Annotated in this window: 18 protein-coding genes and 1 pseudogene (1 of these 19 only partly in view); 16 read left to right on the top strand and 3 right to left on the bottom strand. The window is 71.9% G+C overall.

Annotation, left to right across the window (positions count from 1 at the left end; genetic code table 11):
- Window positions 1-847: 847 nt before the first annotated feature.
- The 9 genes from ACZ6RT_RS29530 (at window position 848) to ACZ6RT_RS29490 (ending at window position 13,539) form a co-directional block, all read left to right on the top strand.
- Window positions 848-2,161, top strand: a complete 1,314-nt coding sequence (locus ACZ6RT_RS29530; RefSeq protein WP_399187321.1) for an ammonium transporter — start codon at window positions 848-850, stop codon at window positions 2,159-2,161.
- Window positions 2,158-2,496, top strand: coding sequence for a P-II family nitrogen regulator (locus tag ACZ6RT_RS29525; RefSeq protein WP_399187319.1), 339 nt, complete (start codon window positions 2,158-2,160; stop codon window positions 2,494-2,496). Before ACZ6RT_RS29530 ends, ACZ6RT_RS29525 begins: the two co-directional genes overlap by 4 nt.
- A gap of 3 nt (window positions 2,497-2,499) precedes the next feature.
- Entirely contained in the window at window positions 2,500-4,776 is a 2,277-nt protein-coding gene (locus ACZ6RT_RS29520; RefSeq protein WP_470157238.1) for a [protein-PII] uridylyltransferase, read from the top strand.
- 128 nt (window positions 4,777-4,904) lie between these two features.
- Entirely contained in the window at window positions 4,905-7,976 is a 3,072-nt protein-coding gene (locus tag ACZ6RT_RS29515) for a sensor histidine kinase (protein ID WP_470157237.1), read from the top strand.
- Window positions 7,973-8,395, top strand: a complete 423-nt coding sequence (locus ACZ6RT_RS29510) for a roadblock/LC7 domain-containing protein (protein WP_399187314.1) — start codon at window positions 7,973-7,975, stop codon at window positions 8,393-8,395. Before ACZ6RT_RS29515 ends, ACZ6RT_RS29510 begins: the two co-directional genes overlap by 4 nt.
- Window positions 8,396-8,428: 33 nt before the next feature.
- Window positions 8,429-8,791 (top strand): DUF742 domain-containing protein, encoded by a 363-nt coding sequence (locus ACZ6RT_RS29505; RefSeq protein WP_399187312.1) that lies wholly within the window; start codon window positions 8,429-8,431, stop codon window positions 8,789-8,791.
- Complete coding sequence (locus ACZ6RT_RS29500) at window positions 8,772-9,359, top strand: GTP-binding protein (RefSeq protein WP_399187310.1); 588 nt, start codon at window positions 8,772-8,774, stop codon at window positions 9,357-9,359. The genes ACZ6RT_RS29505 and ACZ6RT_RS29500 overlap by 20 nt, the downstream gene beginning before the upstream one ends.
- Window positions 9,360-10,189: 830 nt before the next feature.
- Entirely contained in the window at window positions 10,190-13,126 is a 2,937-nt protein-coding gene (locus tag ACZ6RT_RS29495) for a sensor histidine kinase (RefSeq protein ID WP_470157236.1), read from the top strand.
- A gap of 2 nt (window positions 13,127-13,128) precedes the next feature.
- Window positions 13,129-13,539 (top strand): DUF742 domain-containing protein, encoded by a 411-nt coding sequence (locus ACZ6RT_RS29490; RefSeq protein WP_470157235.1) that lies wholly within the window; start codon window positions 13,129-13,131, stop codon window positions 13,537-13,539.
- A 146-nt stretch (window positions 13,540-13,685) separates the two neighbouring features.
- On the opposite strand, the gene ACZ6RT_RS29485 is transcribed toward ACZ6RT_RS29490, so the two are convergent.
- Both ACZ6RT_RS29485 and ACZ6RT_RS29480 read right to left on the bottom strand, forming a co-directional pair.
- Window positions 13,686-14,753 (bottom strand): SIS domain-containing protein, encoded by a 1,068-nt coding sequence (locus tag ACZ6RT_RS29485; protein ID WP_470157234.1) that lies wholly within the window; start codon window positions 14,751-14,753, stop codon window positions 13,686-13,688.
- 158 nt (window positions 14,754-14,911) lie between these two features.
- A complete protein-coding gene (locus ACZ6RT_RS29480) occupies window positions 14,912-16,120 on the bottom strand; it encodes a hypothetical protein (RefSeq protein WP_470157233.1) in 1,209 nt (402 codons plus the stop codon).
- Window positions 16,121-16,250: 130 nt separating this feature from the next.
- Here ACZ6RT_RS29480 and ACZ6RT_RS29475 point away from each other — a divergent pair, with 130 nt between their 5' ends.
- Genes ACZ6RT_RS29475 through ACZ6RT_RS29460 form a run of 4 tightly spaced genes read left to right on the top strand, consistent with a single transcriptional unit; the run spans window position 16,251 to window position 20,044 of the window.
- Window positions 16,251-17,375, top strand: coding sequence for a polyamine ABC transporter substrate-binding protein (locus tag ACZ6RT_RS29475; RefSeq protein ID WP_470157232.1), 1,125 nt, complete (start codon window positions 16,251-16,253; stop codon window positions 17,373-17,375).
- Window positions 17,376-17,401: 26 nt separating this feature from the next.
- Window positions 17,402-18,253 carry an ABC transporter permease gene (locus ACZ6RT_RS29470; protein WP_399187298.1) on the top strand — a complete coding sequence of 284 codons (852 nt, stop codon included), beginning with the start codon at window positions 17,402-17,404 and terminating at the stop codon, window positions 18,251-18,253.
- Complete coding sequence (locus tag ACZ6RT_RS29465) at window positions 18,246-19,019, top strand: ABC transporter permease (RefSeq protein ID WP_399187296.1); 774 nt, start codon at window positions 18,246-18,248, stop codon at window positions 19,017-19,019. Before ACZ6RT_RS29470 ends, ACZ6RT_RS29465 begins: the two co-directional genes overlap by 8 nt.
- A complete protein-coding gene (locus ACZ6RT_RS29460) occupies window positions 19,019-20,044 on the top strand; it encodes an ABC transporter ATP-binding protein (protein ID WP_470157231.1) in 1,026 nt (341 codons plus the stop codon). The genes ACZ6RT_RS29465 and ACZ6RT_RS29460 overlap by 1 nt, the downstream gene beginning before the upstream one ends.
- On the opposite strand, the gene ACZ6RT_RS29455 is transcribed toward ACZ6RT_RS29460, so the two are convergent.
- Window positions 20,038-20,646, bottom strand: coding sequence for a TetR/AcrR family transcriptional regulator (locus tag ACZ6RT_RS29455; RefSeq protein ID WP_399187292.1), 609 nt, complete (start codon window positions 20,644-20,646; stop codon window positions 20,038-20,040). The two genes, ACZ6RT_RS29460 and ACZ6RT_RS29455, sit on opposite strands and share 7 nt — an antisense overlap.
- Window positions 20,647-20,786: 140 nt before the next feature.
- On the opposite strand from ACZ6RT_RS29455, the gene ACZ6RT_RS29450 reads away from it, so the two are divergent.
- From ACZ6RT_RS29450 to ACZ6RT_RS29440, 3 genes and pseudogenes are all read left to right on the top strand, one after another.
- Window positions 20,787-22,058 (top strand): glycosyltransferase, encoded by a 1,272-nt coding sequence (locus ACZ6RT_RS29450; RefSeq protein WP_399187289.1) that lies wholly within the window; start codon window positions 20,787-20,789, stop codon window positions 22,056-22,058.
- A gap of 34 nt (window positions 22,059-22,092) precedes the next feature.
- Window positions 22,093-23,502, top strand: coding sequence for an aminobutyraldehyde dehydrogenase (locus tag ACZ6RT_RS29445; protein ID WP_470157230.1), 1,410 nt, complete (start codon window positions 22,093-22,095; stop codon window positions 23,500-23,502).
- Between the two features lie 128 nt (window positions 23,503-23,630).
- Window positions 23,631-26,080 (top strand): annotated as a pseudogene (locus ACZ6RT_RS29440) (sensor histidine kinase); it runs 1,015 nt beyond the window's last position.

Genomic DNA, 26,080 nt, shown 5'->3' with positions numbered 1-26,080 from the left:
TGCCCTGCACCTCGTGGATGCGTCGTGCGGCGAGAAAGGGCGGCGCAGTGGAGCACCCGCTCTCACGCGGCCCGGCCCTGCGCTCCTTTCCGCACCCGCGCTTCAGCCACGGCGACCCGCCCTCAAGGGCCCGTACGGATCGCTTCAGCCACCCACGGCCCCCTGAACGGCCCGAAAGAAAGCCACTACGGCCCGCACCCCCACCGACCGACGCCGTGAAGCGGAGGTGGGCGGGTGTTCCGGCCGGCGTATAAAAGCCCGCGACCACCGCGCCCGAACGGCCGAAGGCCGAGACCACCAGAGCCCCACCCGAACGGCCGGCCGGAACACCCGCCCACCGCAGCGGCCACGAACACCGGCCACGAACCACGGTGATCGGCAGACCGAAACCACCGAGCGCGGATCAGCAAGGACCGAAACCCCGTGTGACGTTTCCGAACATGCCCGAAGGAAACCGACGGGACGAGCCATCCGGCCGTTCCCGGGTGATCGTTCCGTTCGGAGATCCCCACTGCTCACCAGGGGTACGCCGGGCCGCTCCCCTGGGTAGGGAAGGAATGGCCGCTGCCGGGGAACCGGTCGCGCACGGTCGCCGGAACCTGGAGGGAACACTCGCAAGGCGCTCTTCGGGTCATCTCAAAGTCAAGCCATGTATCGTCCGAAACGCTCCCGAAACACCATGGAGCTGAGATTCACAGATGCGAAACACGCAAGGTCGCACCCTGAAACGGTGGAAGAACACGCTGTGGCGCAACGTCAGTGCGCGGCCGGTCGATGGAGCCCAGGAAGCGATCACTGCGACTTGTGAAACCGGCCAAACGCCATTTGTAAGGGAGGGTCGCGTCGAATGAAGATCGATAGCGGCACCACTGCCTGGATGCTCACAGCCACCGCGCTGGTGTTGCTGATGACGCCGGGTCTTGCGTTCTTCTACGGGGGCATGACCAGGGCCAAGAGCGTCCTGAACATGATGATGATGTCGTTCGCCAGCATCATCACCGTGACCACCGTCTGGGTGCTGTACGGGCACTCGCTGACCTTCACGGACAACGGCAGCGAGATCGTCAACAAGTTCGTCGGCGGCTTCGACGCACTCGGGCTGCAGAGCCTCGTGGACACCGCCACCAAGGATGACGGCACCGGCATGCCGAGCCTGGTGTTCTCGGCCTTCCAGCTCACCTTCGCGATCATCACCGTCGCGCTGATCAGCGGTGCCATCGCCGACCGCGCCAAGTTCGGCGCCTGGGTGCTGTTCACCGTGGTCTGGGCGACGATCGTCTACTTCCCCGTCGCCCACTGGGTCTGGGGCAACGGCTGGCTGTTCAACCTCGGCATCGAGGACTTCGCCGGTGGCACCGTGGTCCACATCAACGCGGGAGCCGCGGCACTGGCCCTCGCGCTCGTGATCGGCAAGCGCGCCGGCTGGCGCAAGGAGCCGATGCGGCCGCACAACCTGACCCTGGTCCTGCTGGGCGCGGCCCTGCTGTGGTTCGGCTGGTTCGGCTTCAATGCCGGTTCCGAGCTCGCGGTCGACGGTACCGCCGGTCTGGCCTTCATGAACACCCAGATCGCCGCCGCGGTCGCCGCCGGTGCCTGGATCCTGGTCGAGAAGATCCGCGACGGGCACGCCACCAGCCTCGGCGTCGCCTCCGGCGCCGTCGCCGGCCTGGTCGCCATCACCCCGGCCTGTGGTTTCGTCGACCCGTGGGCGGCCCTGGTCATCGGCCTGCTGGCCGGTGCGGCCTGCGCCTTCGCGGTGGGCCTGAAGTACCGCTTCGGCTACGACGACTCCCTCGACGTGGTCGGCGTGCACCTGGTCGGCGGTGTGGTCGGCGCGGTCTCCCTGGGCTTCCTCGCGGCCTACCCCTTCCTCGACCAGCAGAGCAAGGGCCTGTTCTACGGTGGTGGCCTGAAGCAGCTGGGCCTGCAGATCCTCGGCCCGGTCGCGGTCGGCGCGTACTCCTTCATCGTCACCTGGATCATCGCGAAGATCATCGATAAGGTGATGGGCTTCAGGATCGGCGTCGAGGAAGAGATCACCGGCGTCGACATCACCTCCCACGCCGAGACCGGTTACGACCTCGGTACCATCCACTCCTCGGGTGTGGCCGCCGTCAACGGACCGGTCCCCACCCCGGCGTCTAAGAAGGTGGACGCATGAGACTCATCACCGCGATCATCAAGCCGTTCAAGCTCGATGACGTGAAGGCGGCCCTGGAACAGTTCGGGGTCAAGGGAATGACGGTCAGCGAGGCCAGCGGCTACGGCCGCCAGCGCGGGCACACCGAGGTCTACCGGGGCGCGGAGTACCAGGTCGACCTGGTGCCCAAGGTCCGCCTGGAGGTGCTCGCCGAGGAGGAGGACGCCGACGACGTGATCGACGTCATCGTCAAGGCCGCGCAGACCGGCAAGATCGGTGACGGCAAGGTCTGGTCCGTCCCGGTGGACTCGGTGGTCCGGGTCCGCACCGGGGAACGCGGACCCGAGGCGCTCTAGCCGGTGAGAGGCGACACTCGCTCGTACGCCGCGGCCCGCAGGGAGCGGGCCGCGGACATCGACCGCTGGCTGACGGACCTGGTCCGGACCGCCTGCGGCACACCGTACGGGGCAGGCGGGGGAACGACGAGAAACGACGAGCGCGGCGCCCTCGGCGGGGTCGCGCTCGTCGCGGTCGGGAGCCTGGGGCGGTCCGAGCTCGCCCCCGGCAGCGACCTGGACCTGGTCCTGCTGCACGACGGGCGGGACGACGTGGCGCGCATCGCCGACCGGATCTGGTACCCCATCTGGGACTCCGGGGTGGGCCTGGACCATTCGGTACGGACGGTGGACGAGGCGGCCAAGGTCGCCCGGGAGGATCTCAAGGCCGTCCTCGGGCTGATCCAGGCCCGGCACGTGGCCGGGGACCCGGAGCTGACGCGGTCGGCCCGCGAGATCGTGCTCGCCGAGTGGCGGGCCGACTCCCGGCGCCGCCTGGGCGAGCTGCGCGACGCCTCGGACAAGCGGGCCGAGGCCAGCGGGGAGCTGGCGTTCCTGCTGGAGCCCGACCTGAAGGACTCCCGCGGCGGCCTGCGCGACGTGCAGGCGATGCAGGCGGTCGCGGCCGCCTGGGTCGCCTCGGCCCCGGGGCCCAGGGTCCGCGAGGCGTACGAGATCCTGCTCGACGTCCGGCACGGCCTGCACCTGGTGACCGCGCGCGGCGCCGACCGGCTGGTGCTGCAGGAGCAGGACGCGGTGGCCGGGATGCTCGGACTGCTCGACGCCGAGGCGTTGATGCGCAGGCTCGCCGAGGCGGCCAGGACGATCGGGCACTCCTTCGACGCCACCTGGCGTACCGTCGACCGGTTGCTGGCCGGGCCCACGCCGCGCGGGCGTCGTCCGCTGGCCGACGGGGTCGTCGAGCACGGCGGGGAGGTCGTGCTCGCCCGCGGGGTCAGCCCGCGCAAGGACCCGGTCCTGGTGCTGCGCGCCGCCGCCGCGGCGGCCGAGGCCGGGCTCCCGCTGGCGCCCGCCACGGTCACGGCCCTGGCCACGCAGTCACCGCCGCTGCCCATCCCCTGGCCGGACGAGGCGCGCGACGCGCTGGTGGCGCTGCTGGGCGCGGGGCGCGCGGCCGTGCCGGTCTGGGAGGAACTGGACCAGGCGGGGATGCTGGTCCGCCTGCTGCCCGACTGGGAGCGGGTCCGGCACCGCCCGCAACGCAACCCGGTGCACCGCTACACCGTCGACCGGCATCTGATCGAGACCGCGGCCGGGGCGGCGTCGTTCACCCGCGAGGTGTCCCGGCCGGACCTGCTGCTCATCTCGGCGCTGCTGCACGACATCGGCAAGGGCTATCCCGGGGACCACTCCACCACCGGTGCCGTGGTCGCCCGTGACATCGGGACCCGGATGGGCCTGTCCTCGGCGGACGTTGAGGTCCTGGAGACCGTGGTCCGCCACCATCTCCTGCTGCCCGAGACCGCGACCCGCCGTGACCTGGACGATCCGGTGACCATCTCCCGGGTGGCCGGGGCGGTCGGCTCGCGCGAGGTCCTCGAACTGCTGGCGGCCCTGGCCGTGGCCGACGGCCACGCCACCGGTCCCGCCGCCTGGAACTCCTGGAAGGCATCCCTGGTCGCCGACCTGGTGCGCCGGGTTCGTTCGGCGCTCGCGGGCACCCCGTTGCGGCCGGCGCCCTCGCTCTCGGTGGAGCAGGCGTCCCTGGCCCGTCACGGTGGCGGCGCCGTGCGGGTCAACGGGGGAGCGGTCACCGTGGTCGCGCCGGACCGTTCCGGGCTGCTCTGGCGTGCCGCCGGGGTGCTGGCCGCGCACCGGATGGTGGTCCGCGCCGCGTCGGCCGCGTCGGCCGGGACGACCGCGGTGATCGAGTTCTCGGTGATCCCCGAGTACGGTTCCCCGCCCGATCCGGCGACGTTGGAGGCCGATCTGAGGCTGGTCCTGGCCGGCAGGCTCGACATCGAGCAGCGCCTGGCCAGGAGGACCAGGTCGATGCGCCCGGCCCGGGTGCCGGTGGCGCCGCCTCGGGTGAACCTGGTGGACGACGCGTCGAACACGGCGACCGTCATCGAGGTGCGCGCGCATGACCGTCCGGGGCTTTTGTGGAGGATAGGTAGAGCATTTGGTGAATGTGGCCTTGACGTACGGGCTGCCCGTGTAGAGACTCTCGGCGCAGAGGCGGTTGACGTCTTCTACGTGGTCGACAGAGCCGGTCGCCCGCTGACCGACGAGGTCCAGCGGGCGCAGGTGCGAGATCAGGTGCTGGCCGCCCTGCGATGAGCGGGACGGCCCACTTCTCGTCGCCTTCGTAACGATTAAAGTCGGTATGTCGGTTTTGCTGATTCTTATGCGTGACCTTGTGGTCTCATATTGTCCACTTGTGTCGTGATTGAGGAGTAGCGAGAGCGGTGACGACGGCCACATCCGAGAGCCCCCGGCCCCCGGCGTCCGACGGCGGCAGGCGGCCTGCCGCCCGCTTCGGCCTGAGGAACTGGCGGGTGCGCTCGCGTCTCACGGCCCTGATCCTGGTGCCGACCGCGGTGGGCGTCGTGCTCGCCGGCACACGCGTGGCGGCCTCCGTCGACGGTGTGGCCGGATACCGGCGCACCGCCGTCGCGGCCGAGCACTCGGGAGCCCTGCGCGATCTCGCCCAGGCCCTCGGATCGGAACGTGACAAGGGAGCGTGGGCCTCCTTCCAGCCCTCCACCGCGAGCCTGAAGGAGAGCGCCGACGCGCAGCGCGCGGCCGTGGACGCGCTGGTCGCGAAGGTGCTGCCCGCCGTCGCGACGATCGACGACTCCTACGGGTCCCGGGTCGTCGATGCGGCAAAGGACGTGACCTACCAGCTCAAGGGCCTGGAGGAACTGCGCCGGCTGCCGGGCACGACGCGTTTGGAACGATACAGTTTCATGATCTCCCCGCTGCTCCGGCTCCACGAGGAGCTCACGCTGGTCAGCGACGACGAGGAGATCATCGGTGACACCCGCGCGCTCAGCGCGCTGGCGTACGCCAAGGAGGAGGTCTCCCGGCAGCGCGCCCGCCTGCTGGCCGGGTACTACGCGCCAGCGCTGGTCAACGCGCAGGAGGTCGAGAAGTTCATCGCCTCCCGTTCCCGGATGGAGGAGTACAGGACGGACTTCAGCGTCGAGGCGAGCCCGGCCAACGCCCGGCTCCTGGCCGCCGCGCTGGTCGACGAACGGGTGTACCGGGCCGAGCTGACCAAGGCCAGGGCGATCGTCCTGGCCGGGGATCCCGACCACACCGGGCGGCTGCTCTCGGACTTCGACGAGGTCAGGCAGTGGTTCTCGGACAACTCCACGATCCTGGAGCGGATGCGGAAGGTCGAGACCGAGGTCGCCGCCTCCGTGGTCCTGCGGGCCCGCATGCTGGAGGAGACCGAGCAGCGCAACGCGATCATCGCGTCCGCCCTGATCCTGCTGCTGCTCCTGCTGGTCCTCGGCCTGACGGTCGTCATCGCCCGGTCGATGGTGACGCCGCTGCGCCGGCTGCGGGCCGAGGCGCTGGAGGTCGCCGGGTTCCGGCTTCCCGAGGCCGTACGTCACCTGAGGCTCTCCGGTGAGGCGCGCGCGCCCGAGATCGCCCCCATCTCCGTCGGGACCACCGACGAGATCGGCGAGGTCGCCAAGGCGTTCGACGAGGTCCACCGGCAGGCGATCCGGCTGGCCGCGGAGGAGTCCGAGCTCCGCTCCAACATCAACGCGATGTTCGTCAACCTGTCGCGCCGCACGCAGACCCTGGTCGAACGGCAGATCTCGCTCATCGACGGCCTGGAGAAGACCGAGGAGGACGGCGGACGCCTGGCCGACCTGTTCAGGCTCGACCACCTCGCCACCCGGATGCGGCGCAACTCCGAGAACCTCCTGGTCCTCGCCGGTCACGAGCCGGCCCGCAGGCGCACCCGGCCTGCCGAGCTCATCGACGTCGTCCGCGCCTCCCTGTCGGAGGTCGAGGGGTACGAGCGCGTCCAGGTCAGGGTGCACCGGACGATCTCGATCGCGGGCAGCGCGGTCAACGACGTCGTGCACCTGGTCGCCGAGCTGGTGGAGAACGCCATCCAGTTCTCGCCCCGGCAGGGCGGGATCACGGTCTCCAGCAGCATGATCGAGGGTGGCGGCGCGCTGCTCGCGGTCAGTGACCAGGGCATCGGCATGTCGCACGACGAGCTCTTCGAGACGAACCGCCGCCTGGCCGACCCGCCCGTGGTGGACGTGTCGGTGTCGCGCCGGATGGGACTGTTCGTGGTCGGCCGACTGGCGCTGCGGCACGGCATCCGGGTCCAGCTGCGCCCGCAGGAGGGGGGCGGCCTCGTCGCCATGGTGCTGTTCCCCTCGGAGATCGTGATCCAGGAGGTCCGGCCGGTGCGGACCCCCTCCTGGGGCGCGGAGCCGGACGCCTCGTACGACCTCCCGGCCCGGACGTCGGCGCAGCCCTTCCCGGGGCACCCCTCGTTCGAGCAGGACACGTACGGGCGGCCACCGGCCGGGCAGGTGCCTTCGGGGCTCTCCTCGTCCGGGCATCCCTCGTTCGGGCACGACTCGTCCGGGCATCCTTCGTTCGGGCACGATTCGTCCGGGGATTCCCCGTTCGGGCGTCACCCGCTCGGGGGGGATCCGTTCGGGCAGGCGTCCCTGCCGGACGCCTCCTCGTTCGGCTCGGTCCCGCTGCCGGCGGAGCACACCCCGCAGGGCTGGGCGGCTGCCGCGGGCCCGGTGAGCGGCCCGCCCCTTCCCGAGCGCCAGGCCGACGGCGGGAACGGTCCCGTTCCCGTCCCGTCCGGCCCGGACCTGCCCCCCTACGACGGGAGCGCGGAGGCGATGCCCACGGCGAGGCTCTCCCCGTTCGAGAACGAGCAGGAGGAGTACCTGCCCATCTTCGCCTCGATCGAGTCGGCCTGGTTCCGACGGGCCGACGAGCCGGATGAGCGGGCGGCCGGGGAGGGACCGGGCCGGCCGTCGGAGGGGCCGGGCCCGGAGGGCGGAAGGGACGCGCTCCCCGGTCCGACGGCGAACGGGACGACGGCGAACGGGACGACGGAGAGCGGGCCCGGGGTGAACGGGACGGCGCCGGACGAGGACCGGCACGCGGGGGAAGGGGCCGCCGGGGAGGGCGGCACCCCTTCGGCCGGTACGCCGGATTCCGGGCCGGTCCGGGAGGCGGCCCGGGCGGACGACGACGGACCGGGCGGGTGGAGCACCCCCGCCGACGCGGGGTGGCGGGCCGCCCAGGCGGCGAGCGACCCCTCGCTCGGCGGGATCACCGCGGCGGGCCTGCCCAAGCGCACCCCCCGGGCGAACCTGGTGCCGGGAGCCGCCGTCGCGCCGTCCTCCCCCGTGCCGTCGCTCTCACCCGAGAGGGTGCGCAGCCGCCTGTCGAGCTTCCAGCAGGGTGTACGGCGGGGCCGTGCCGAAGTGGTCGAGACCGTCACCGGGCGACCGGACGAGAAGGAGGAGGATTCGTGACGCCCCTGAGTCATGAGGCGCGCAGGTTCGACTGGTTGATCACCGAGTTCGTCCGTGGCACGCCCGGCGTCGCGCACGCGGTGTGCGTCTCCGCCGACGGCCTGAGGATCGCGAGCTCGGAGGGGTTCCCCGCGGACCGGGCCGACCAGCTCGCCGCGGTCGCGGCCGGGCTGCTCAGCCTGACCGTAGGAGCCTCCCGGGTGTTCGAGGGAGGCGCCGTCACCCAGACCGTGGTGGAGATGGAGCGCGGCCTGCTGCTGGTGACGGCCATCAGCGACGGTTCCTGCCTCGCCGTGCTGGCCTCGTCCGACTGCGACATGGGCCTGGTGGCGTACCAGATGACGCTGCTCGTCGAGCGGGTGGGCCAGGTGCTCACCCCCGCGCTCCGCGCCGAGCTGCAGTCCTTCCGGGGCCGGTAGTGACCGCGTCCGGCCTGCCGTCGGGAGGGGACCGTGCTCGGAGGTGACACCACCGGGGACGAGGAGCCCCTCTTCCGCCCGTACGCCGTCACCGGTGGCAGGTCCGAACCCCGTTTCGATCTGGCGATCGAGACACTGGTCTCCTCCTCCTTCATCATGGAGGAGGATCTGGCGCTGCTCACGCCGGAGCAGGATGCGATCATCAGACTCTGCCGCTCGTACCGGTCGGTCGCCGAGATCTCGGCGCTGCTGAGGGTCCCGCTCGGCGTGGCCCGCGTACTGGTGGCGGATATGGTCGACGAGGGCTTCGTCCGGATCCACCAGCCGCACCTCGACGAGGGGCGGCCGGATCTCAACATGCTCGAAAGGGTGCTCAGTGGACTTCGCAGGCTCTAACCAGGGTGGCCTGACGTCAACAAAGATCGTTGTCGCGGGCGGGTTCGGTGTCGGCAAGACCACGTTCGTCGGGTCGGTGTCGGAGATCGTGCCGCTGACCACCGAGGCCGTGATGACCGACGCCAGCGCCGGGGTCGACGATCTGGGGCTGACGCCGCACAAGACCACCACCACGGTGGCGATGGACTTCGGCCGACTGTCGCTGGACCGCGACCTGATCCTGTACCTGTTCGGCACGCCCGGCCAGCACCGGTTCTGGTTCATGTGGGACGACCTGGTGCGCGGCGCGATCGGCGCGGTGGTCCTGATCGACACCCGGCGGCTGGCCGACGGCTTCCCGGCGATCGACTACTTCGAGGAGGCCAGGCTCCCCTTCGTCGTGGGCATCAACGGCTGGAACGGGGAGTTCCCCCACGACGAGGACGAGGTGCGCGAGGCGCTGACGCTGGCCCCGCACGTCCCGGTCGTGCGGACCGACGCGCGCTCCCGCGAGTCCGTCAAGGGCACCCTGATCACCCTGGTCGAGCACGTCCTGCGGGTCCGCACGGCGTACGGCACGTCGGTGTAGGAGGTCCCGGAACCGGACGTGACGCCGGGGCCGGGACGGGGACGGGCCTTCCGGGGAGGGGGCCGTCGGCCGGGTGCCGATGGCGTGGTCCGGTGGCGGGTCCGAGGGCGGGTCCGGTGACGGGACGGGGCGCGGAGCGCGTTCCGTGACCTCGGCCGGTGCTTTCCCGCCGTTCCCGTGAACGCCCTCGACGTGGAGGCCGGGATCGCGAGCCGGGAACTCGTCGTCGCGGATCTCCGGTGAGGAATCGGCTCGTCCCGCCCGCTCTTTTCGGGCGGTGGGTGACCGGCGACGGGTGTAAGCGTCGAGGTGACGCCGGGGCTTTCCTGCGCCGCCCGCCGGGGACGTACCGCCGATGACGCCCTTGTTCCCGGTCCGGCCCGCGCGGGCGGCGATCCTTTCCCCGCGTGACGCGGGTCCGTTCCCCCCGGCGGTGCCGCCGGGGGCGGTCCCGGTCTCCTCGGGGGCGTGACCTCGTGGGCCGGGTGCGGTGGGTGGCGCCCGACCAGGGCGGACGCCGCCGGTCACCGCGGGGGAATGGTGGGAACCGCGCCATTGTGATCGCCGAAGAGGAGTGCGCCGATGGTGTTCCTGTGACGATCGGGAAAGGAGGGAAAGAGGTTCCCGGTCCGAAAACACCTCATCGGAGAATTGGGTCAACCGGAATTAGTACTTCCGGTGTGGGTGGGCCTATCGGCTGAAGTATGCATTTCAAGAAAAATGCGTGTTTGTTGGTTCGCGTTCGCTTGGCCTCACAGGTTGATATGTGCTCGAATTGCCGGAATCAGGGAATTCGGCCAGGAGGTTCATCCACCGAGAGGCAGCGTTCGGTGAGCGGATACACGATCCATGCGGTGGGCGAGAGCCTGCGCATGCGGAACTGGCGGGTGCGACGGCGGCTCGTCGCGCTCATCCTCGTGCCCACGATCGCCGCCGCGCTGCTCGGTGCCGCCTGGGTGATCTCCTCGATGCGCGCCGCCGACGACTACCGGCGCGTCAACGACCTGGCCCGGTTCTGCGGCCATATCGGCACCCTCACCCATGAACTGGCCGAGGAACGCGGCAGCACCGCGTGGTTCGTCGCCCTCGACCGCCCGGCGAGCGGCCTGGAGGACGTACGGGCGCAGATGGATCTGGTCGACGGCGCGGCCGAACGCGTCCGCGACAGCGGCGTCCTGCTCGCGGAGGAGGTCAGCGGCCGTACCCGCGCCGAGATCGAGACTGTGATCACCCGCCTGGACGGCCTGCGCACGCTGCGCGACCAGACTCTGCGGGCTCCCATGCGGTCCGACGCGGTCATCACCGCCTACACCGCGGTCATCACCGACCTGCTCTCGGTGTACGGCGAGCTCGGCAAGGGCAGCGCCGACGACGTCCTGTTCGGGCAGGCGCTGACCCTGAACGCGCTCGCCCGCGCCAAGGAGGCCCTGTCGTTCCAGCGGGCGCTGCTGACCGTGGTGCTCGTGGCCGGCCGGTTCGAGCAGGATCGGCTGGAACGTTTCCTCGGCGCCGTCTCCGCCGAGCGCAACGAGCGCGCGGCCTTCGCCGCCGAGGCCACCGCACGCGAGCGTCGCCTCTTCGACGAGACCGTCGACGGCCCCGTCGCCGACCGGGCCGAGCGCCTGCGCGGGCTGGTCCGGCTCCGCGCGGCCTCGGGGGCCACCCTGAGAGGGCTGGACCCCGCGGAGAAGGACGACGCCAAGGGGTGGTACGACGCGGCCGGCGCCGTCGTCGACACCATGCGCGAGGTGGAGAAACGGCACGCCCAGGAGATCGTGGCGCGCAGCCGGTACCTCGGTGAGGCCGAGCGGAGCCACGCGCTGCTGGTGGCCGGGTCCGTCGCGGCCCTGCTGGTCCTCGTGCTGGCCATCACCGTCGGCGTGGTGCGCTCCCTGGTCGGGCCGCTGCGGCGGCTGCGCAGGGAGGCGCTGGAGGTCGCGGGGGAGCGGCTGCCCGCGTACGTGCAGAAGGTCCGCGAGTCGCGCGACGGTGAGGTCGCCGCGGACGTGTCGCCGATCGGCGTGCCGGGCCGTGACGAGATCGGCGAGGTCGCCCGGGCGTTCGACGAGGTCCACCGGCAGGCCGTGCGGCTGGCGGGGGACGAGGCCAGGCTGCGCCACACCGTGAACGCGATGTTCGTCAACCTCTCCCGGCGGAGCCAGACGCTGGTGGAGCGGCAGCTCAGCCTGGTCGAGCGGCTGGAACGCGGCGAGCGCGACGACCAGCGGCTGGCCGACCTGTTCAGGCTCGACCACCTCGCCACCCGGATGCGCCGCAACAGCGAGAACCTGCTCGTCCTCGCCGGGCAGGAGGTGGCGCGGCGCTGGCGGAGGCCGGTCGAGCTCATGGACGTGATCAGGGCCGCACTGTCGGAGGTCGAGGGCTACGACAGGGTGACGAACCTGGTCCGGACGGAGGTGGCCGTGGCGGGCCCCGCGGTGAGCGACGTGGTTCACCTCCTGGCCGAGCTGGTCGAGAACGCCGTCTCGTTCTCGCAGGCCGGCACCCGCGTCACGGTCTCCAGCACCAGGATCGGCGGGGACGGCGGCGTGATGGTCTCCGTGACCGACCAGGGCATCGGCATGACCCCGGAGGAGATCGCGCGGTTCAACCACCGCCTGGCCGGTCCGCAGACCGCCGACGCCTCGGTGGCCCGGCACATGGGCCTGTTCGTGGTCGGCCGCCTCGCCTCCAGGCACGGCATCCGCGTCCAGCTGCGTCCCCAGGGCTCCGGCCTGACCGCGATGGTCATGCTCCCGGAGTCGCTGCTCGTCCAGCCACCCGCCACGGCCCTGCCGGACGACCCCGCGCGGCCCCCGGTGGCCCTGCCTGCGGGTGTGACCGCCCTCCCGGCGGGGGACGGCCCGGGCGACGCCGGGCCCTTTCCGGGGTATCCCGCGGATGTGGCCGGAGTGTTCCCGGGCCGGCCGGTGGACGCGGCCGGGCCGTTCCCCGGGGACCCGGCGGGGGTGGGCGGGCCGTCGTTCCCGTACGGTCCGGGCTCGCCGCTCCCCGCGCCGGTGACCTCCGCCGGCCCCGGCGTACGGACGCCGCCGATGCCCCCGTGGGGCGGGGCCGCCGAGTCTGCCGGGCCGAGCGTGTGGAGCCCGCCGGTGGAGCGGTTCCGCCCGTCCGGCGGACCCGGGGAGCCGCCGGACCCGTTCGCGCCCCTCGCCGACCCGTTCGGTGCTCTCCCGGGCCTGTACGACCCCGCCGATGGACCGGACTCGGTGGACACCGGGCCGTTGCCCAGGGTGCGGGTCCCACCGGCGGAGGACGACTTCCTTCCGATCTTCGCGGCGGTCGAGTCGGGCTGGTTCCGGGTCGCTCCGCCCGCCGGGGATCACGCGGCCGGCCCGCCGTCCGAGCCGGGTGCCGGGACGCCGTCCCGTCCGGGCACAGGGCCGTCGCCGCGTCCGGGTGCCGCTCCGGACGGGCCCCGCGCCGAGCCCCGGCCCTGGTCCTCACCGGGTGACGGCGGCTGGCGGGCGGCCCGGGTGGCGAACGCTCCCGTGCGGGACGGTACGACCGCGGCCGGTCTGCCCCGGCGCACTCCCGGGGCCAACCTGGTGCCGGGTTCGGTGCCACAGCCCGCACAGCCCGCACAGCCCGCACAGCCCGCGCATCCTGGGCCCGGAGCCCGGCCGGCGCAGCCGCGGGAGCGGGACGCGGCCCCGGTCGCGGCCGAGCGGATGCGCGAGCGGATGTCGGGCTTCCAGCGGGGCGTGCGCAGGGCCCGCGACGAGCTCACGAACCGGGAGGAGTGACCGTGTGGGGCGACGTCCACGGGACCGGGCAGCGTTCCCCCTCCGGCCACGGTCCCGCGTACGGGGAGCCGGTCGACGAGGAGAGCTCGCTGGTCCGGTTGTACGCGTTGACCGGCGGGCGCACCGTTCCCAGTGCCACACTCGCCATGGAGGCGCTGGTCTCGACCTCGGCCGGGGTCCGGCTCGGCCTGTCCTACGCGCGGGAGTACCGCCTGATCGGCGACCTGTGCCGGCGCATCCGCTCGGTGGCGGAGATCTCCGCGCTGCTGGGCGTCCCGCTGGGCGTCACCCGCGTCCTGGTCTCCGACATGGAGGCCGAGGGCCTGGTACGGGTCCATCGTCCCCGGCTCGACGCTGCCGGGCCCGGTCCCGACCTGCTGGAACGCGTCCTCAACGGCCTGGACCGCCTGTGACGGACGCGCGGGCCACCGGCGCCGCGCACCGGGCCGCCCACCGGCCGCCCACCGGCCGCCCACCGGCACCGAGCCGCGCGCCATACCGCCCGCCGGCGCTGAGCCGCGCGTTGCCGCCGAGCCGCGTGCCGGCGCCGAGGCGGGCGTCAGCCCTGGGCCAGCCACCAGCGGGCCGCGACGAGCTCGGCCACCAGCGTCTCGGTCAGCAGCGCGACGTCGGGCTCGTCGTCGTGCCGGTAGCGGACACGGTCCGCGACGCCGGGCACCTCGCCGCCGACGGCCAGGACGGTGGAGCCGCGCTGCCGGATCCAGTCCATGGCCTGCTCGTCGTAGCGGGAACCGGGGTACAGGACGGCGCGGTAGTCGAGGGTCTTGGTGAGGTAGACGTCCACGTGGGCCCAGTCGCCGGTCTCGCACGCGTCGGCCGGCCTGCGCGGGCCCTCCCGGAACATCAGGGCCGACTGCTCGGCCGAGGACAGGCGTTCGGCCGGGGCGATCGTGTAGACGCCGTGCGGGCCGTCGAGCAGGGCCGCCGCGGGTGCCAGCCACTCGTCACGCCGGTCGAGCAGGTCCGCGGTGGCCTCGGCGGTACGCAGCAGCAGGCCGGGCACGTCCCGGCCGGAGGCGACGGGACCGCCGGGAGCGGCCGGACCACCGGGAGCGACGGGAGCGGCCGGAGCGACGGGGTCAGCGGGAGCGGCCGGATCGCCGGAGGGGCGAAGGCGGTCCGCGGGGGAGAGGCGGTCGGCGAGCGCCAGCAGCAGGGCCAGGGTGTGCTGGAACGTCCGGCAGGACACGCCCCCGCGTTCCTCACCCGCGAGCATCGGCACCACCAGGTCGGCGCCCTCGGTGACGGGTGAGCCCGGGGCGTTGGTCAGCGCGAGCACGAAGGACCGTCCCCGGTGGCGGGCGACCGCGTCCAGGGTCTCCCTGCTGCCGCCGGTGGCGGAGATCGCGACCACCAGCGTCCCGGGGTCGGGCGGGTAGGAGGCGGCGGCGGAGGCGTACTCGGCCACCGCGTCCACCCCGGCCGATCGCAGGCGCAGCGCGGCCACCCGGGCGGCGTAGCGGGAACTGCCCATGCCCAGCAGGAGCACCCGCCGGATCCGCGCGGGGATCGCCGAGAACGGGTCCGCGGCCGCGAGGGCGTCCGCCAGCCCGGCCAGCGCGGCGGGCTTGGCCTCCAGGTCGGCGAGGTAGAGGTCGGGGATCACGTGCTCTCCTTCGGCGGGGACGGGTCCCCCGGGTGTCGGGGACGGTGTCGGGGACGGTGTCGGGGACGGGGACGCGGGTCTCGGGGACGAGGACGCGGGCGGGGCCCCCGGGAACCCCGGAGACGCCGAGGGCGCGGGTCGCGGGGGAACGGCGCCGGTCACGGGTATCGGGAGCGCAGCACGCCCATCGGGGCGTAGCGCCAGCGGGGCAGATGCCGGGCGGCGTAGACCAGCTCGCGGCACTCCTGCTCGATCTCGAACGCGCCGAGCAGGGAACGGTCCAGCAGGGCGGCGTGGCCCAGGGCGGTCAGGCGCTCCAGGTAGGCCGCCTGGAGGGCGGCGCGGGCCGTGGCGGCCCATTCGGCGATCATCGGCGCGGGGGCGTCGCGGCGCCGGACCGCGACCTGGCCGACGTGCTCCAGGCTGGTGGTGAGCTGGGCCAGGTCACGAGCGGCGGGCTGGAAGGGGTCGGCGCCGGTGACGGTCGGGTTCCCGTCGAAGTCGATCACCGCGTACCCGTCCCGCCAGCAAAGCACCTGGCCGACGTGCAGGTCGCCGTGGATGCGGATCAGCGGGGTGCCGGTGGGCGTGCCCCCGGCGGTCCCACCGGCGGCGGCGCCGGCGGGGGCGGCCAGCGGGGCCAGACCGGCGCGGAGCGCATCGGCGCGAGCCGCCAGCCAGTCGCCGTCCTCGCCGCCGGTCAGGGCCAGGGCCTCCCGCAGCGCCTCGTCCGCCCGGAGCCACCAGGGCCCCTTCCCCGGGGCGGGCACGGGCGCGGCGTGCCGTACCGGGTCGGGGAAGGTCGGCGAGGGGGTCGCCAGGGCCGCGTGCAGGTCGGCCGCGAGGGCGCCCAGGCCGGCGGCGAAGCCGGTACGCCCGGCGGCGGCCTCGTCCACGCACCACTCCCAGCCGTCCCTGGCCTCGGGCAGGTAGGCGGTGACCAGGGCGACCAGCGACTCGGTGCCGTCGGCGCCGCGGCGCGACACGGACGCGTACGGCGTGGCGGTCGCGGTGAAACCGGCCGACGTCAGGTGCGCGAACACGTCCGGGGCGGGCTGGGGGAACGGCGCGGGCGGGGTGAGCCACTTGACCACCACCCGCTCGCTGACGACCACGGAGCGGTTGGTCTGATCGACGTCGAAGCCCCGCTCGGCCGTTCCGGAGGGCCCGGCGGCCGATGACGATTGAGTGTCGATTGAAAGACTTCCGGCGATCTCGCCGGGGAGGGGCCGGAAGTGCCGTACCGCGAAGGGAGTGGTGTCCTCGCAGGTCAGAGCGGTGAGGAGGGCGGCGGTCCGCCCGTCGCCGGCCTCGGGAACCGTGTCCAGCCTGTCCCAGATTGAACATGGATTTAACAAACGGATCAAACTTTCCAGGGGTGATGTCGGGGGCAGTCTTGCTCAAGTTAATGTTGACTGCAACACTCCTGCTTTGGTCTGCCGTGTCCCCTACGGCCGGTCTACCCCAATTACACTGAATTCTTAAGGAGTAGCGGCCGTGCCCCGCACTCACATCCGTCGTCTTCCGGCCGCCGCCCTGGCCGCCGGCCTCGCGCTCGCGATCTCGGCCTGTGGCGGGGAATCCGCCGACACCGCGGCGGCCCCGGCCGCCGGTGCCTCGTCGGCGCAGCTCGACCCCAACGCCGACCTGTCCAAGCAGAGCGTCACCATCACCGTCTGGGACGGGTACACCCCCAAGGAACTGGCGAGCGAGGTCAAGAGCAAGCTCAAGACCGACCTCAAGGTGACGCTCCACGACACCAACGAAGCGGCCATGGCGAAGCTGACCAGCGGGGCCGACACCGGCCTCGACGTGGCCTTCGTGTCCGGCCAGTACGCCCAGGCCCTCAACGAGGCCGGCCTGCTGGAGCCGCTGCACCCCGAGCTGATCCCGAACCTCGCGAACCTCTACCCCGAGGCCAAGGAACTCTCCTACGACAAGGGCAACGTCTTCTCGGTCCCCTACACCTGGGGCACCACCGGCATCTGCTACCGGTCCGACCTGATGAAGACCGCCCCGACGAGCTGGAAGCAGCTCCTCGACCCGCCGGCCGAGGCGCTCAAGAAGGTCACCATGATGACCACCGAGCGCTGGCTGGCCCTGCCCGCCATCAAGGCCCTGGGCTACTCGGTCAACACCCGCAGCGACGAGGAGATCGCCAAGGTCAAGGCCGAGCTGCTCAAGGCCAAGCCGAAGCTGCTGGGCTACGACGACACGACCTTCGGCGACAAGCTCAAGAGCGGCGAGGCCGTGATGGTCGAGGCGTGGGACGGCTGGTGCCCGACCACCGAGAAGAACATCAAGTTCGTGGTGCCCCAGGAGGGCAGCGACCTGTGGGTGGACACCATGGTCGTGCTGAAGTCCTCCAAGAACAAGGAGGCGGCGCACGCCTTCATCAACTACATCCTGGACCCGAAGGTGCACGGCTGGGCCGCGGAGAACATCCTCTACAAGGTCCCGAACAAGGCCGCCATGGACGCCATGGACGCCAAGCTCAAGGCCGACAACGCCCCGCTCCAGATGACCCCGTCCGACCTGCTCAAGGGTGAGTCGATCATCGACCTGGGCGAGGACTCGGTGAAGTTCACCAGGCTCGCGACCGAGGTCGCGACCAAGCAGTGACACGTTCCACCGTTTCCGGCGCGTCCGTGAGGTCACGGACGCGCCGGTCGCGCGCCCTGGGCAGGCTCGTCTTCCTGGGGCCGGGCCTGACGTACCTGATCGTCCTGCTGCTGGTCCCGCTGGCGCTGCTGATCACCTTCACGCTGTTCCGCAGGGGCCGTTTCGGCGGGATCGTCTACGAGGTGACCGGGGAGAACTTCACCCGGCTGGTGGACCCGCTCTACCTGGAGGTGCTGGTCGGCTCGCTGAAGCTGGCCGGTGCCGCCACGCTGATCACCCTGCTGGTCGGCTACCCGACGGCCTACCTGATCGCCCGGCTGCCGGGCAGGTGGAAGACGGTCGCGCTGGTCGCGATCGTGCTGCCGTTCTGGACGAACTTCCTGATCCGCATCTACGCCTGGATCGTCCTGCTGAGCGGCCCCGGGCTGGTCAACAGCGCGCTGCTGGACCTGGGGCTGATCGACCGGCCGCTGGAGCTGCTCTACAACCGGGGCACCATCGTCGCCGGACTGGTCTACTCCTACCTGCCGCTGATGGTGCTGCCGCTGTACGCGGCGATCGAGCGGCTGGACCCGCAGCTGCGGGAGGCCTCGGCCAACCTCGGCGCCTCGCCGGCGCGCACGTTCGCGTCGGTGACGCTGCCGCTGACCCTGCCGGGAGTGTTCACCGGCTGCCTGTTCGTGTTCGTGCCGAGCTTCGGCAACTTCATCATCCCCGAGCTGCTCGGCGGCGGCCGTTCCATCATGGTCGGCAACCTGATCAGGGACCAGTTCCTCAAGGCGCGCGACTGGCCGTTCGGGTCCACCCTCGTGCTGGCGCTGCTGGCCGTGCTGGTCGTCCTGCTGCTGCTGCAGGCCTGGAGTGCCCGACGTGCGTAGATCCCGACTGCTGTACGTGCCCTTCTGGCTCTCGTACCTCTTCCTCTACACCCCGATCGTCGTGCTGGTGGCGATGTCGTTCAACGCCGGGGAGTCCCCCTACGTCTACGAGGGGTTCAGCCTCGACTGGTACGGCGTGCTCGCCCAGGACGAGAGGATCCGCGAGGGCCTGGTCAACACGCTGATCGTGGCCGCGGGTTCCACCGCGCTGGCCACGGTGCTGGGCACCCTGCTCGCCGTGGGCCTGGCCCGCCACACCCGCTCCCGGACGCTGGACGCGCTCAGCGTGCTGCCCGCGGTCCTGCCGGACCTGGTGCTCGGCATCGGCCTGCTGGTCTTCTACGCCACGATCCGCTCGACCCTGGGCCTGCACTCGGTGCTGCTGGCGCACACCGTGTTCGGCATGGCGTTCGTCACCGCGGTGGTCCGCACCCGGCTCACCCACGCCGACACCTCCCTGGAGGAGGCGTCCAGGGACCTGGGCGCGACCCCGCTGACCACGTTCACCCGCGTCACGCTGCCGCAGCTCGCGCCGGGCATCCTGGCCGGGGCGCTGCTGGCGTTCACGCTGTCCATCGACGAGTTCGTCATCGCGTTCTTCACGGCGGCCCCCACCACGCCGACCCTGCCCATCGTCATCTACTCAATGGTCCGCTTCGGGGTCACCCCTGAGATCAACGCGCTGGCCACGCTGCTGCTGCTCGTGAGCTTCACCGTGGTGATCGTGGCCCAGCGGATGACCCGACTGACGGAGTCCCTGTCCTGATGCTGAAGATCACGGGTGTCAGCCGCCGCTTCGGCGACGTCACGGCGCTGTCGGACGTCTCCCTGGAGATCCGGCAGGGCGAGTTCTTCGCGCTGCTCGGCCCCAGCGGGTGCGGCAAGACGACGCTCCTGCGGATCCTGGCGGGCTTCGAGTCGCCCGACGAGGGCACCGTCACGCTCGACGGCGAGGACCTGCTCGCCAGGCCGGCCCACCGCCGCCCGGTCAACCTGATGTTCCAGTCGTACGCGCTCTTCCCGCACATGACCGTGGCCAAGAACGTGGCCTACGGCCTGGAGCGGGAACGGCTGGACCGCTCCGAGGTGCGCCGCAGGGTCGGCGAGGTGCTGGAGAAGGTCGGCCTGGACGCGATGGCCTCCCGCAGGCCGCAGCAGCTGTCCGGCGGTCAGCGGCAGCGGGTCGCGCTGGCCCGCGCGATCGTCAAACGCCCGCGCCTGCTGCTGCTGGACGAGCCGCTGTCCGCGCTGGACAAGAAGGTGCGCGCGGAGATGCAGCTGGAGCTCAAGCGGCTGCAGCACGAGGTCGGCATCACCTTCGTCGTGGTCACCCACGATCAGGAGGAGGCCATGTCGCTGGCCGACCGGATCGCGGTCTTCGACACCGGCCGCGTCGAGCAGGTGGACGCCCCGGTCGAGCTGTACGAGCGCCCGCGCACCCCGTTCGTCGCGGGTTTCGTCGGCGCCAACAACCTCTTCGCCGGCCGGGCCTGCTCGGTCGGCCTGGCCGCGGACGGGCTCGGCATCCTTCCCGGCAGGTCCATGCTGCCCGACGGCACGCCCGCGCTGCTCGCGGTGCGGCCCGAGCGGCTGCGGCTGGGCACCGACGGGGTGCTGCGCGGCGAGGTCGTCGACGTGAGCTTCTACGGCGGCGTCTCGCACGTGTCGGTCCTGGTGGCCGGGCGCCCGGCGCCGGTGCTTGCGGCCGTGCAGGGGGCCACGCGGGTCCAGGCCGGCTCGCCGGTGGCGCTGGGCTGGACGGACGAGGACGGGGTGCTGATCCCTCAATGAGACGACTTGAGCGGGTGACCCGTCGCGGTCCTGGCGTAGTCGAGGATGAGGTCCGCCGCCTCCTGCGGGCCGATCACCGGGTGGCGGGCCGTTATGCGGTAGCCGTACGCATCCTCGAGCGCGACCAGGTTGCGGGCGACGGTCAGGCAGTCACCGGACAGGGTGAAGGTGCCCAGGGCGGTGCCGGTGTCCAGGATGCTCTGGTAGAGCGAGACCTGGCGGTCGTAGAGGGTGGTCAGCAGGAGCGCGTACATCCTGTTGCGGGACGCGGCCCCGCCGAGCTCGTTGAGCAGCCGCACGTCCGGGTCGTCCGGGCCGTGCGGCAGCCCGGAGCGGACGGTGACCACCAGCTTCTCCGCGGGGTCGCGCATGCCCGCGATCCGCTTGAGCCTCTGCTCGTAGAAGCGCTCCATCCCGGCGTGGTGGGCGTCGACCAGCAGCTCGCCGAGGCGGGGGTAGTGGTAGAGGACGGCGCCGGAGGTGAGCCCGGCCTCCTCGGCGACATGGTTGAGGTGCACGCCCTCGGTGCCGTACCTGATGATCGCGCGGTGCGCGGCCGCGATGAGATCCAGGCGCCGGTCCGCCCTTCCCTTGCGCGTCATGCTCCCCCGCTCGTCGAAGGCCACCCGTTGAGGACGGCGTTCTGTACCGGGGTCCATAGTGACCCTTTTCCGGGGTTTTTACCAGCCGGGAATTCAACCGTTTTTCAAAAGCCACAACCCCCTAGACGCAAGGAGGCGTGATGTCTCTCACGATCCTGTTCATGCCGGAGAGTGCCTACGGGCCGACGAACAACTGCATCGGCATCGGTGACATTCTTCGTAAGCGCGGTCACCGTGTCGTCTTCGCAGCTGAGGCCTCGTGGAAGGGGAAATTGGAGGCCCTTGGATTCGAGGAGGATCTGGTCGATCTCGCGCCTCCGTCGGATGAGGAGCAGGACGCCGGGCAGTTCTGGAAGGACTTCATCAGGGACACCGCCCCGGAATACCGCAAGTCCACGCTGGAGCAGTTGGAGACGGTCACCAAGCCGATCTGGGACGCCCTTATCGACGGCGCCAGGTACAGCGAGCCTCAGTTGAAGGAGATCATCGACCGCGTCCGGCCGGACGTCATCGTCGAGGACAACGTCATCACCTTCCCGGCGCTGCTGACGGCCGGGAAGCCGTTCGTCCGCATCGTCTCGTGCAACCCGCTGGAGGTGCGCGGCGAGGGCGTGGCCCCGGTCTTCTCCGGGCTGCCCGCCGGGGACCGCTCGCAGTGGGCGGCCTTCGAGGCCGAGTACGACCGCACCCACCGCGAGATCTGGACCGCCTTCAACGAGTGGGTCGTCGCCCAGGGCGCCCCGCCCCTGCCCGACCTGGACTTCATCCACGAGGGTGACCTGAACCTGTACGTCTTCCCGGAGATCGCCGACTACACCGACGCCCGCCCGCTGGGCCCCACCTGGCACCGGCTGGACTCCTCGGTGCGCGAGACCGAGGGGACGTTCGAGATCCCGGAGCCGCTCGCCTCGCGCGAGGGCGCGCTCGTCTACTTCTCGCTGGGCTCGCTCGGCTCGGCGGACGTCTCGCTCATGCAGCGGGTGATCGACGTGCTGGCGACCACCCCGTACCGCTTCATCGTCTCCAAGGGTCCGCTGCACGAGGAGATCAAGCTGGCCGAGAACATGTGGGGGGCCGAGTTCGTCCCGCAGACCGCGATCCTCCCGCAGGTGGACCTGGTCATCACGCACGGCGGCAACAACACCGTCACCGAGGCGCTGCACTTCGGCAAGCCGATGATCCTGCTGCCGCTCTTCTGGGACCAGTACGACAACGCGCAGCGCATGCACGAGCTCGGCTACGGCGTGCGGCTGTCCACCTACGCCTTCACCGACGAGGAGCTCACCGGAGCGCTGGACCGCCTCCTGGGCGACACCGCGCTGCGCGAGCGGCTCGCCGCCGCGGGCGCCGAGATCCGCGGGCGGGACGGCCTGCGCAGGGCCGCCGACCTGATCGAGCGGGCCGGAGCCTGACGGCTCCCCGCACCACCACGACGGGAGAAGTCCCATGGGCAGCACACTGATCAACCCGGCGACCGGCGAGTCCCTGGCGCGGCCGGCCGACACCCCGGTCGCCGAGGTGCCGGCCGCGGTGCGGCGGGCGCGGGCCGCGTTCGAGGAGTGGGGCGCCGCGATCCCGGCCGAGCGGGCCAGGGTGCTGCTGCGCTTCGCCGACCTGGTCGAGGCCGACGCCGAGGAGCTCACCCGGCTGGAGGTCGCCGAGACCGGCAAGCCCGCCGCGGTCTTCCGCGACGGCGAGCTGCCGTTCGCCGCGGACAACCTCCGCTTCTTCGCCGGGGCGGCCCGCTCGCTGGACGGCACCGGCGCGGGCGTGTTCAGCGCCGGGTACACCTCGGTCATGGTGCGCCGCCCGGTCGGCGTCGTGGGTTCGATCGCCCCGTGGAACTTCCCCCTGGTGATGGCGGTGTGGAAGGCCGGCCCGGCGCTCGCCGCCGGGAACGCCGTGATCGTCAAGCCCGCCCCGCAGACGCCCGGCACCACGCTGAGGCTGGCGGAGCTGTTCGCCCGCGCCGGGGCGCCGGACGGACTGTTCCAGGTCGTGCTGGGCGACGGCGAGGTGGGCCAGGCGCTGGTCACCGACCCGGGCGTGGACATGGTGAGCGTCACCGGCTCCACCGAGACCGGACGCGCCGTGATGCGCGGCGCCGCGGGCTCGCTGAAGCGGGTCCACCTGGAGCTCGGCGGGAAGGCGCCGGCGCTGGTCTTCGACGACGCCGACCTGGCCGCGATGGCCACGGGCGTGGCGATGGGCGCCACCTACAACACCGGGCAGGACTGCACGGCCGCGACCCGCGTCTACATCTCCCGCGGGGTGTACGACGAGGCGGTCGACGCGCTGCGCGCCACGCTGGAGCGCGTCCGGCCGGGCGACCCCTGGGACCCGGCCTCCGACATCGGGCCGCTGATCTCGGCCGGTCACCGCGAGCGCGTGCACGGGTTCGTCGAGCGCTCCCTCGCGTACGGCGCCTCGGTGCTGTGCGGGGGCGTGCCCGGTGAGGGGCCCGGTTTCTACTACCCGCCCACGCTGATCGCCGGTGCCGACCAGAGGAGCGAGGTGGTCCAGGGCGAGCTTTTCGGCCCGGTCCTGGTCGCCCTGCCCTTCGACGGCGAGGACGAGGCGGTGCGGCTGGCCAACGACGTCCCCTACGGGCTGGCCTCCTCGGTCTGGTCGGGGGACGTGGCCAGGGCGCTGCGCGTCTCGCACCGCCTGGACGTGGGCGTGACCTGGGTGAACGACCACCTGCCCATCGCCTCGGAGGCGCCGCACGGAGGGGTCAAGGGCAGTGGCTTCGGCAAGGACATGAGCCAGGAGGCGGTCGGGGAGTACTCCGTGACCCGCCATCTGATGATCAAGCACCAGGCTCCGGAGGTGAGGGATTCCTTCCGGCCCGCCTGAGATTTTTGCACCGATAGATCCTTTTTGTGGGAGTCTGTCGGCATTTACTCCATTCGAAGTGACATAAAGGATGTGCTCAAATTGCTTCCGCCGCTTCCAAATCCGGCGAGGGGTTACGTAGGCCAGTGATGACACAAGACCGCCGGAACCACCGGACGTCAGGAGTGGGCAGCCGCCTTCTGCCGGCGAACTGGCGCGTGCGTCCCCGTCTGGTCGCGCTGATCCTGCTCCCGACCGCCGCCGCCGTACTGCTCACCGGCCTCCAGCTGACCACCGCCCTGTCCACGGCAGGGGAGTACCGACGGATGAGCGAGGTCGCCTCGCTGGTCCAGTCGCTCGGCACGCTCTCGCACGAGATGGCCGAGGAACGCGACCGCACCGCCTGGTACATCGCCAGCGGCACCCGTGCCCGGCTCGCTCAGGTCAGGGAGCAGCGCGAGGTGGTCGACCGCAGCGCCGACGAGGTCGTCGAGGCGGTCGAGGCCCTCGACCAGTCCCAGGCGGCCCGCATCCGTACCGAGACCGCCCAGGTCCGCCGCTGGCTCGACGGTCTTCCCGGCCTGCGCAGGCTGATGACCAACGACAGGGTGCTGCCGCGTGCGGTCCTCGGCATGTACAGCCGGATGATCGCCGACTTCATCACCCTGCACGACGACCTCGGCCGCAGCGGCGGCGACGAGCGCCTCATCGGTGACGCGCTCGCGCTGGGCGCGCTGAGCCGGGCCAAGGAGCAGGTCGCCCGGCAGCGGGGCACCCTGCTGGTCAGCTTCCTGGACCGCAAGTTCGACTTCGACGACCCGGCCGACCTGCTGGGCGCGTACCGCAGCCAGCAGAGCGAGGAGAACGCCTTCCGGGCGACCGCCTCCGCCGGCCAGATCGAGCAGTTCGGCGAGGTGGTCGGCGGCTCGCAGATCATCCAGGCCAATGCCATCCGCACCCTGGTCATGTCGCTCATGCGGGAGAACAAGCCGCTGGAGCGGGTCGGGATCAACTGGAACAGAAGCGCGGAGACCTGGTACAACGCCGTCTCGGCCGAGGTGAACGGCATGCGGACCGTCGAGCGCGGCCTGAGCGCCGCGGTGGTGGCCCGCAGCCAGGAGATGGAGAGCGCCGAGCAGCGCAGCGCCATCATCTCCGGCGCCGCGATCCTGGTCCTGCTGGTGCTGATCCTGCTCATCACCGCCTGGGTGGCCGGCACGCTCGTCCGGCCGCTGCGCAAGCTGCGCAGCGAGGCGCTCGAGGTGGCCGGCAGCCGGCTCCCCGAGACCGTCCGGGTGCTGCGCGAGTCGGGCGACCACGCCCCCGACATCGAGGTGCCCTCCATCGGGGTGGCCTCCCGCGACGAGATCGGGGAGGTGGCCCGGGCCTTCGACGAGGTCCACCGCGAGGCCATCCGGCTGGCGGGCGACGAGGCCCGCCTGCGCAGCAACATCAACGCGATGTTCGTCAACCTCTCCCGGCGCACCCAGTCGCTGGTGGAACGCCAGATCGACCTCATCGACGACCTGGAGCAGGGCGAGCAGGACGAGGGCCGGCTGGGCAGCCTGTTCAAGCTGGACCACCTGGCCACCCGCATGCGCCGCAACTCCGAGAACCTCCTGGTCCTCGCCGGCCAGGAGCAGAACCGCCGGTGGAGCGAGCCGGTCCCGCTCAGCGACGTGGTCCGCGCCTCGCTGTCGGAGGTCGAGAACTACGAGCGGGTCAACCTCCGGGTCGAGTCGGGCACCCTGATCATCGGTCAGGCCGTCAACGACATCGTCCACCTGGTCGCGGAGCTGGTGGAGAACGCGATCTTCTTCTCGCCGCAGGACACCAAGATCACGGTGACCAGCAACGGCAACGAGATGGGCGCCGTCATCCTGGCGGTCACCGACTCCGGCATCGGCATGAGCGACGAGGAACTGGCCGAGGCCAACCGGCGGCTGGCCGAGCCCCCCGCGGTGGACCTGTCGGTCTCCCGGCGGATGGGCCTGTTCGTGGTCGGCCGCCTGGCCATGCGCCACGGCATCCGGGTCCAGCTCAGAAGGCCGGACACCGGCGGCCTGAGCGCGGTCGTGCTGCTGCCGGCACAGGTGGTGGCCCAGGCCACCGCGACGCCGGAGCTGGCCATGGCGGGGCAGGGCATGCCGTCCGGCTCCTTCGGCGGGTCCGGCGTCCCGTTCGGGTCCGCCCCCACCGCGGGACCGTTCGCCTCGATGAACCCCGACCCGTTCGGCACGTCGCAGCGGCAGGACTCGTTCGGCTCGGCCCAGCGTCCCGACCCGTTCGCCGCGGCGCAGAACCCCGACCCGTTCGCCGCACCGCAGAACGCCGGGTCGTTCGCCTCCGTGAACCCCGACCCGTTCGCCTCGGCGCAGAACGCCGGGTCGTTCGCCTCGGCGAATCCCGACCCGTTCGCCTCCGCCAACGACCCGTTCGCCTCCGCGCCCGGCGCGGGCCCGTTCGCGGGCGCGGGGGGGGGGGGGGGGGGGGGGGGGGGGGGGGGAGAGGGGGGCGGGGGGGGGGGGGGGGGGGGGGGGGGGGGGGGGGGGGGGGGGGTGTGGGGTTTTTGGGCGGGGGGGATGTGGGCGGTGGTGTG

This window comes from Streptosporangium sp. NPDC050148 (assembly GCF_055586505.1).
The sequence above is the reverse complement of the archived record's forward strand: the minus strand, read 5'-3'. Positions and strand labels throughout refer to the sequence as shown.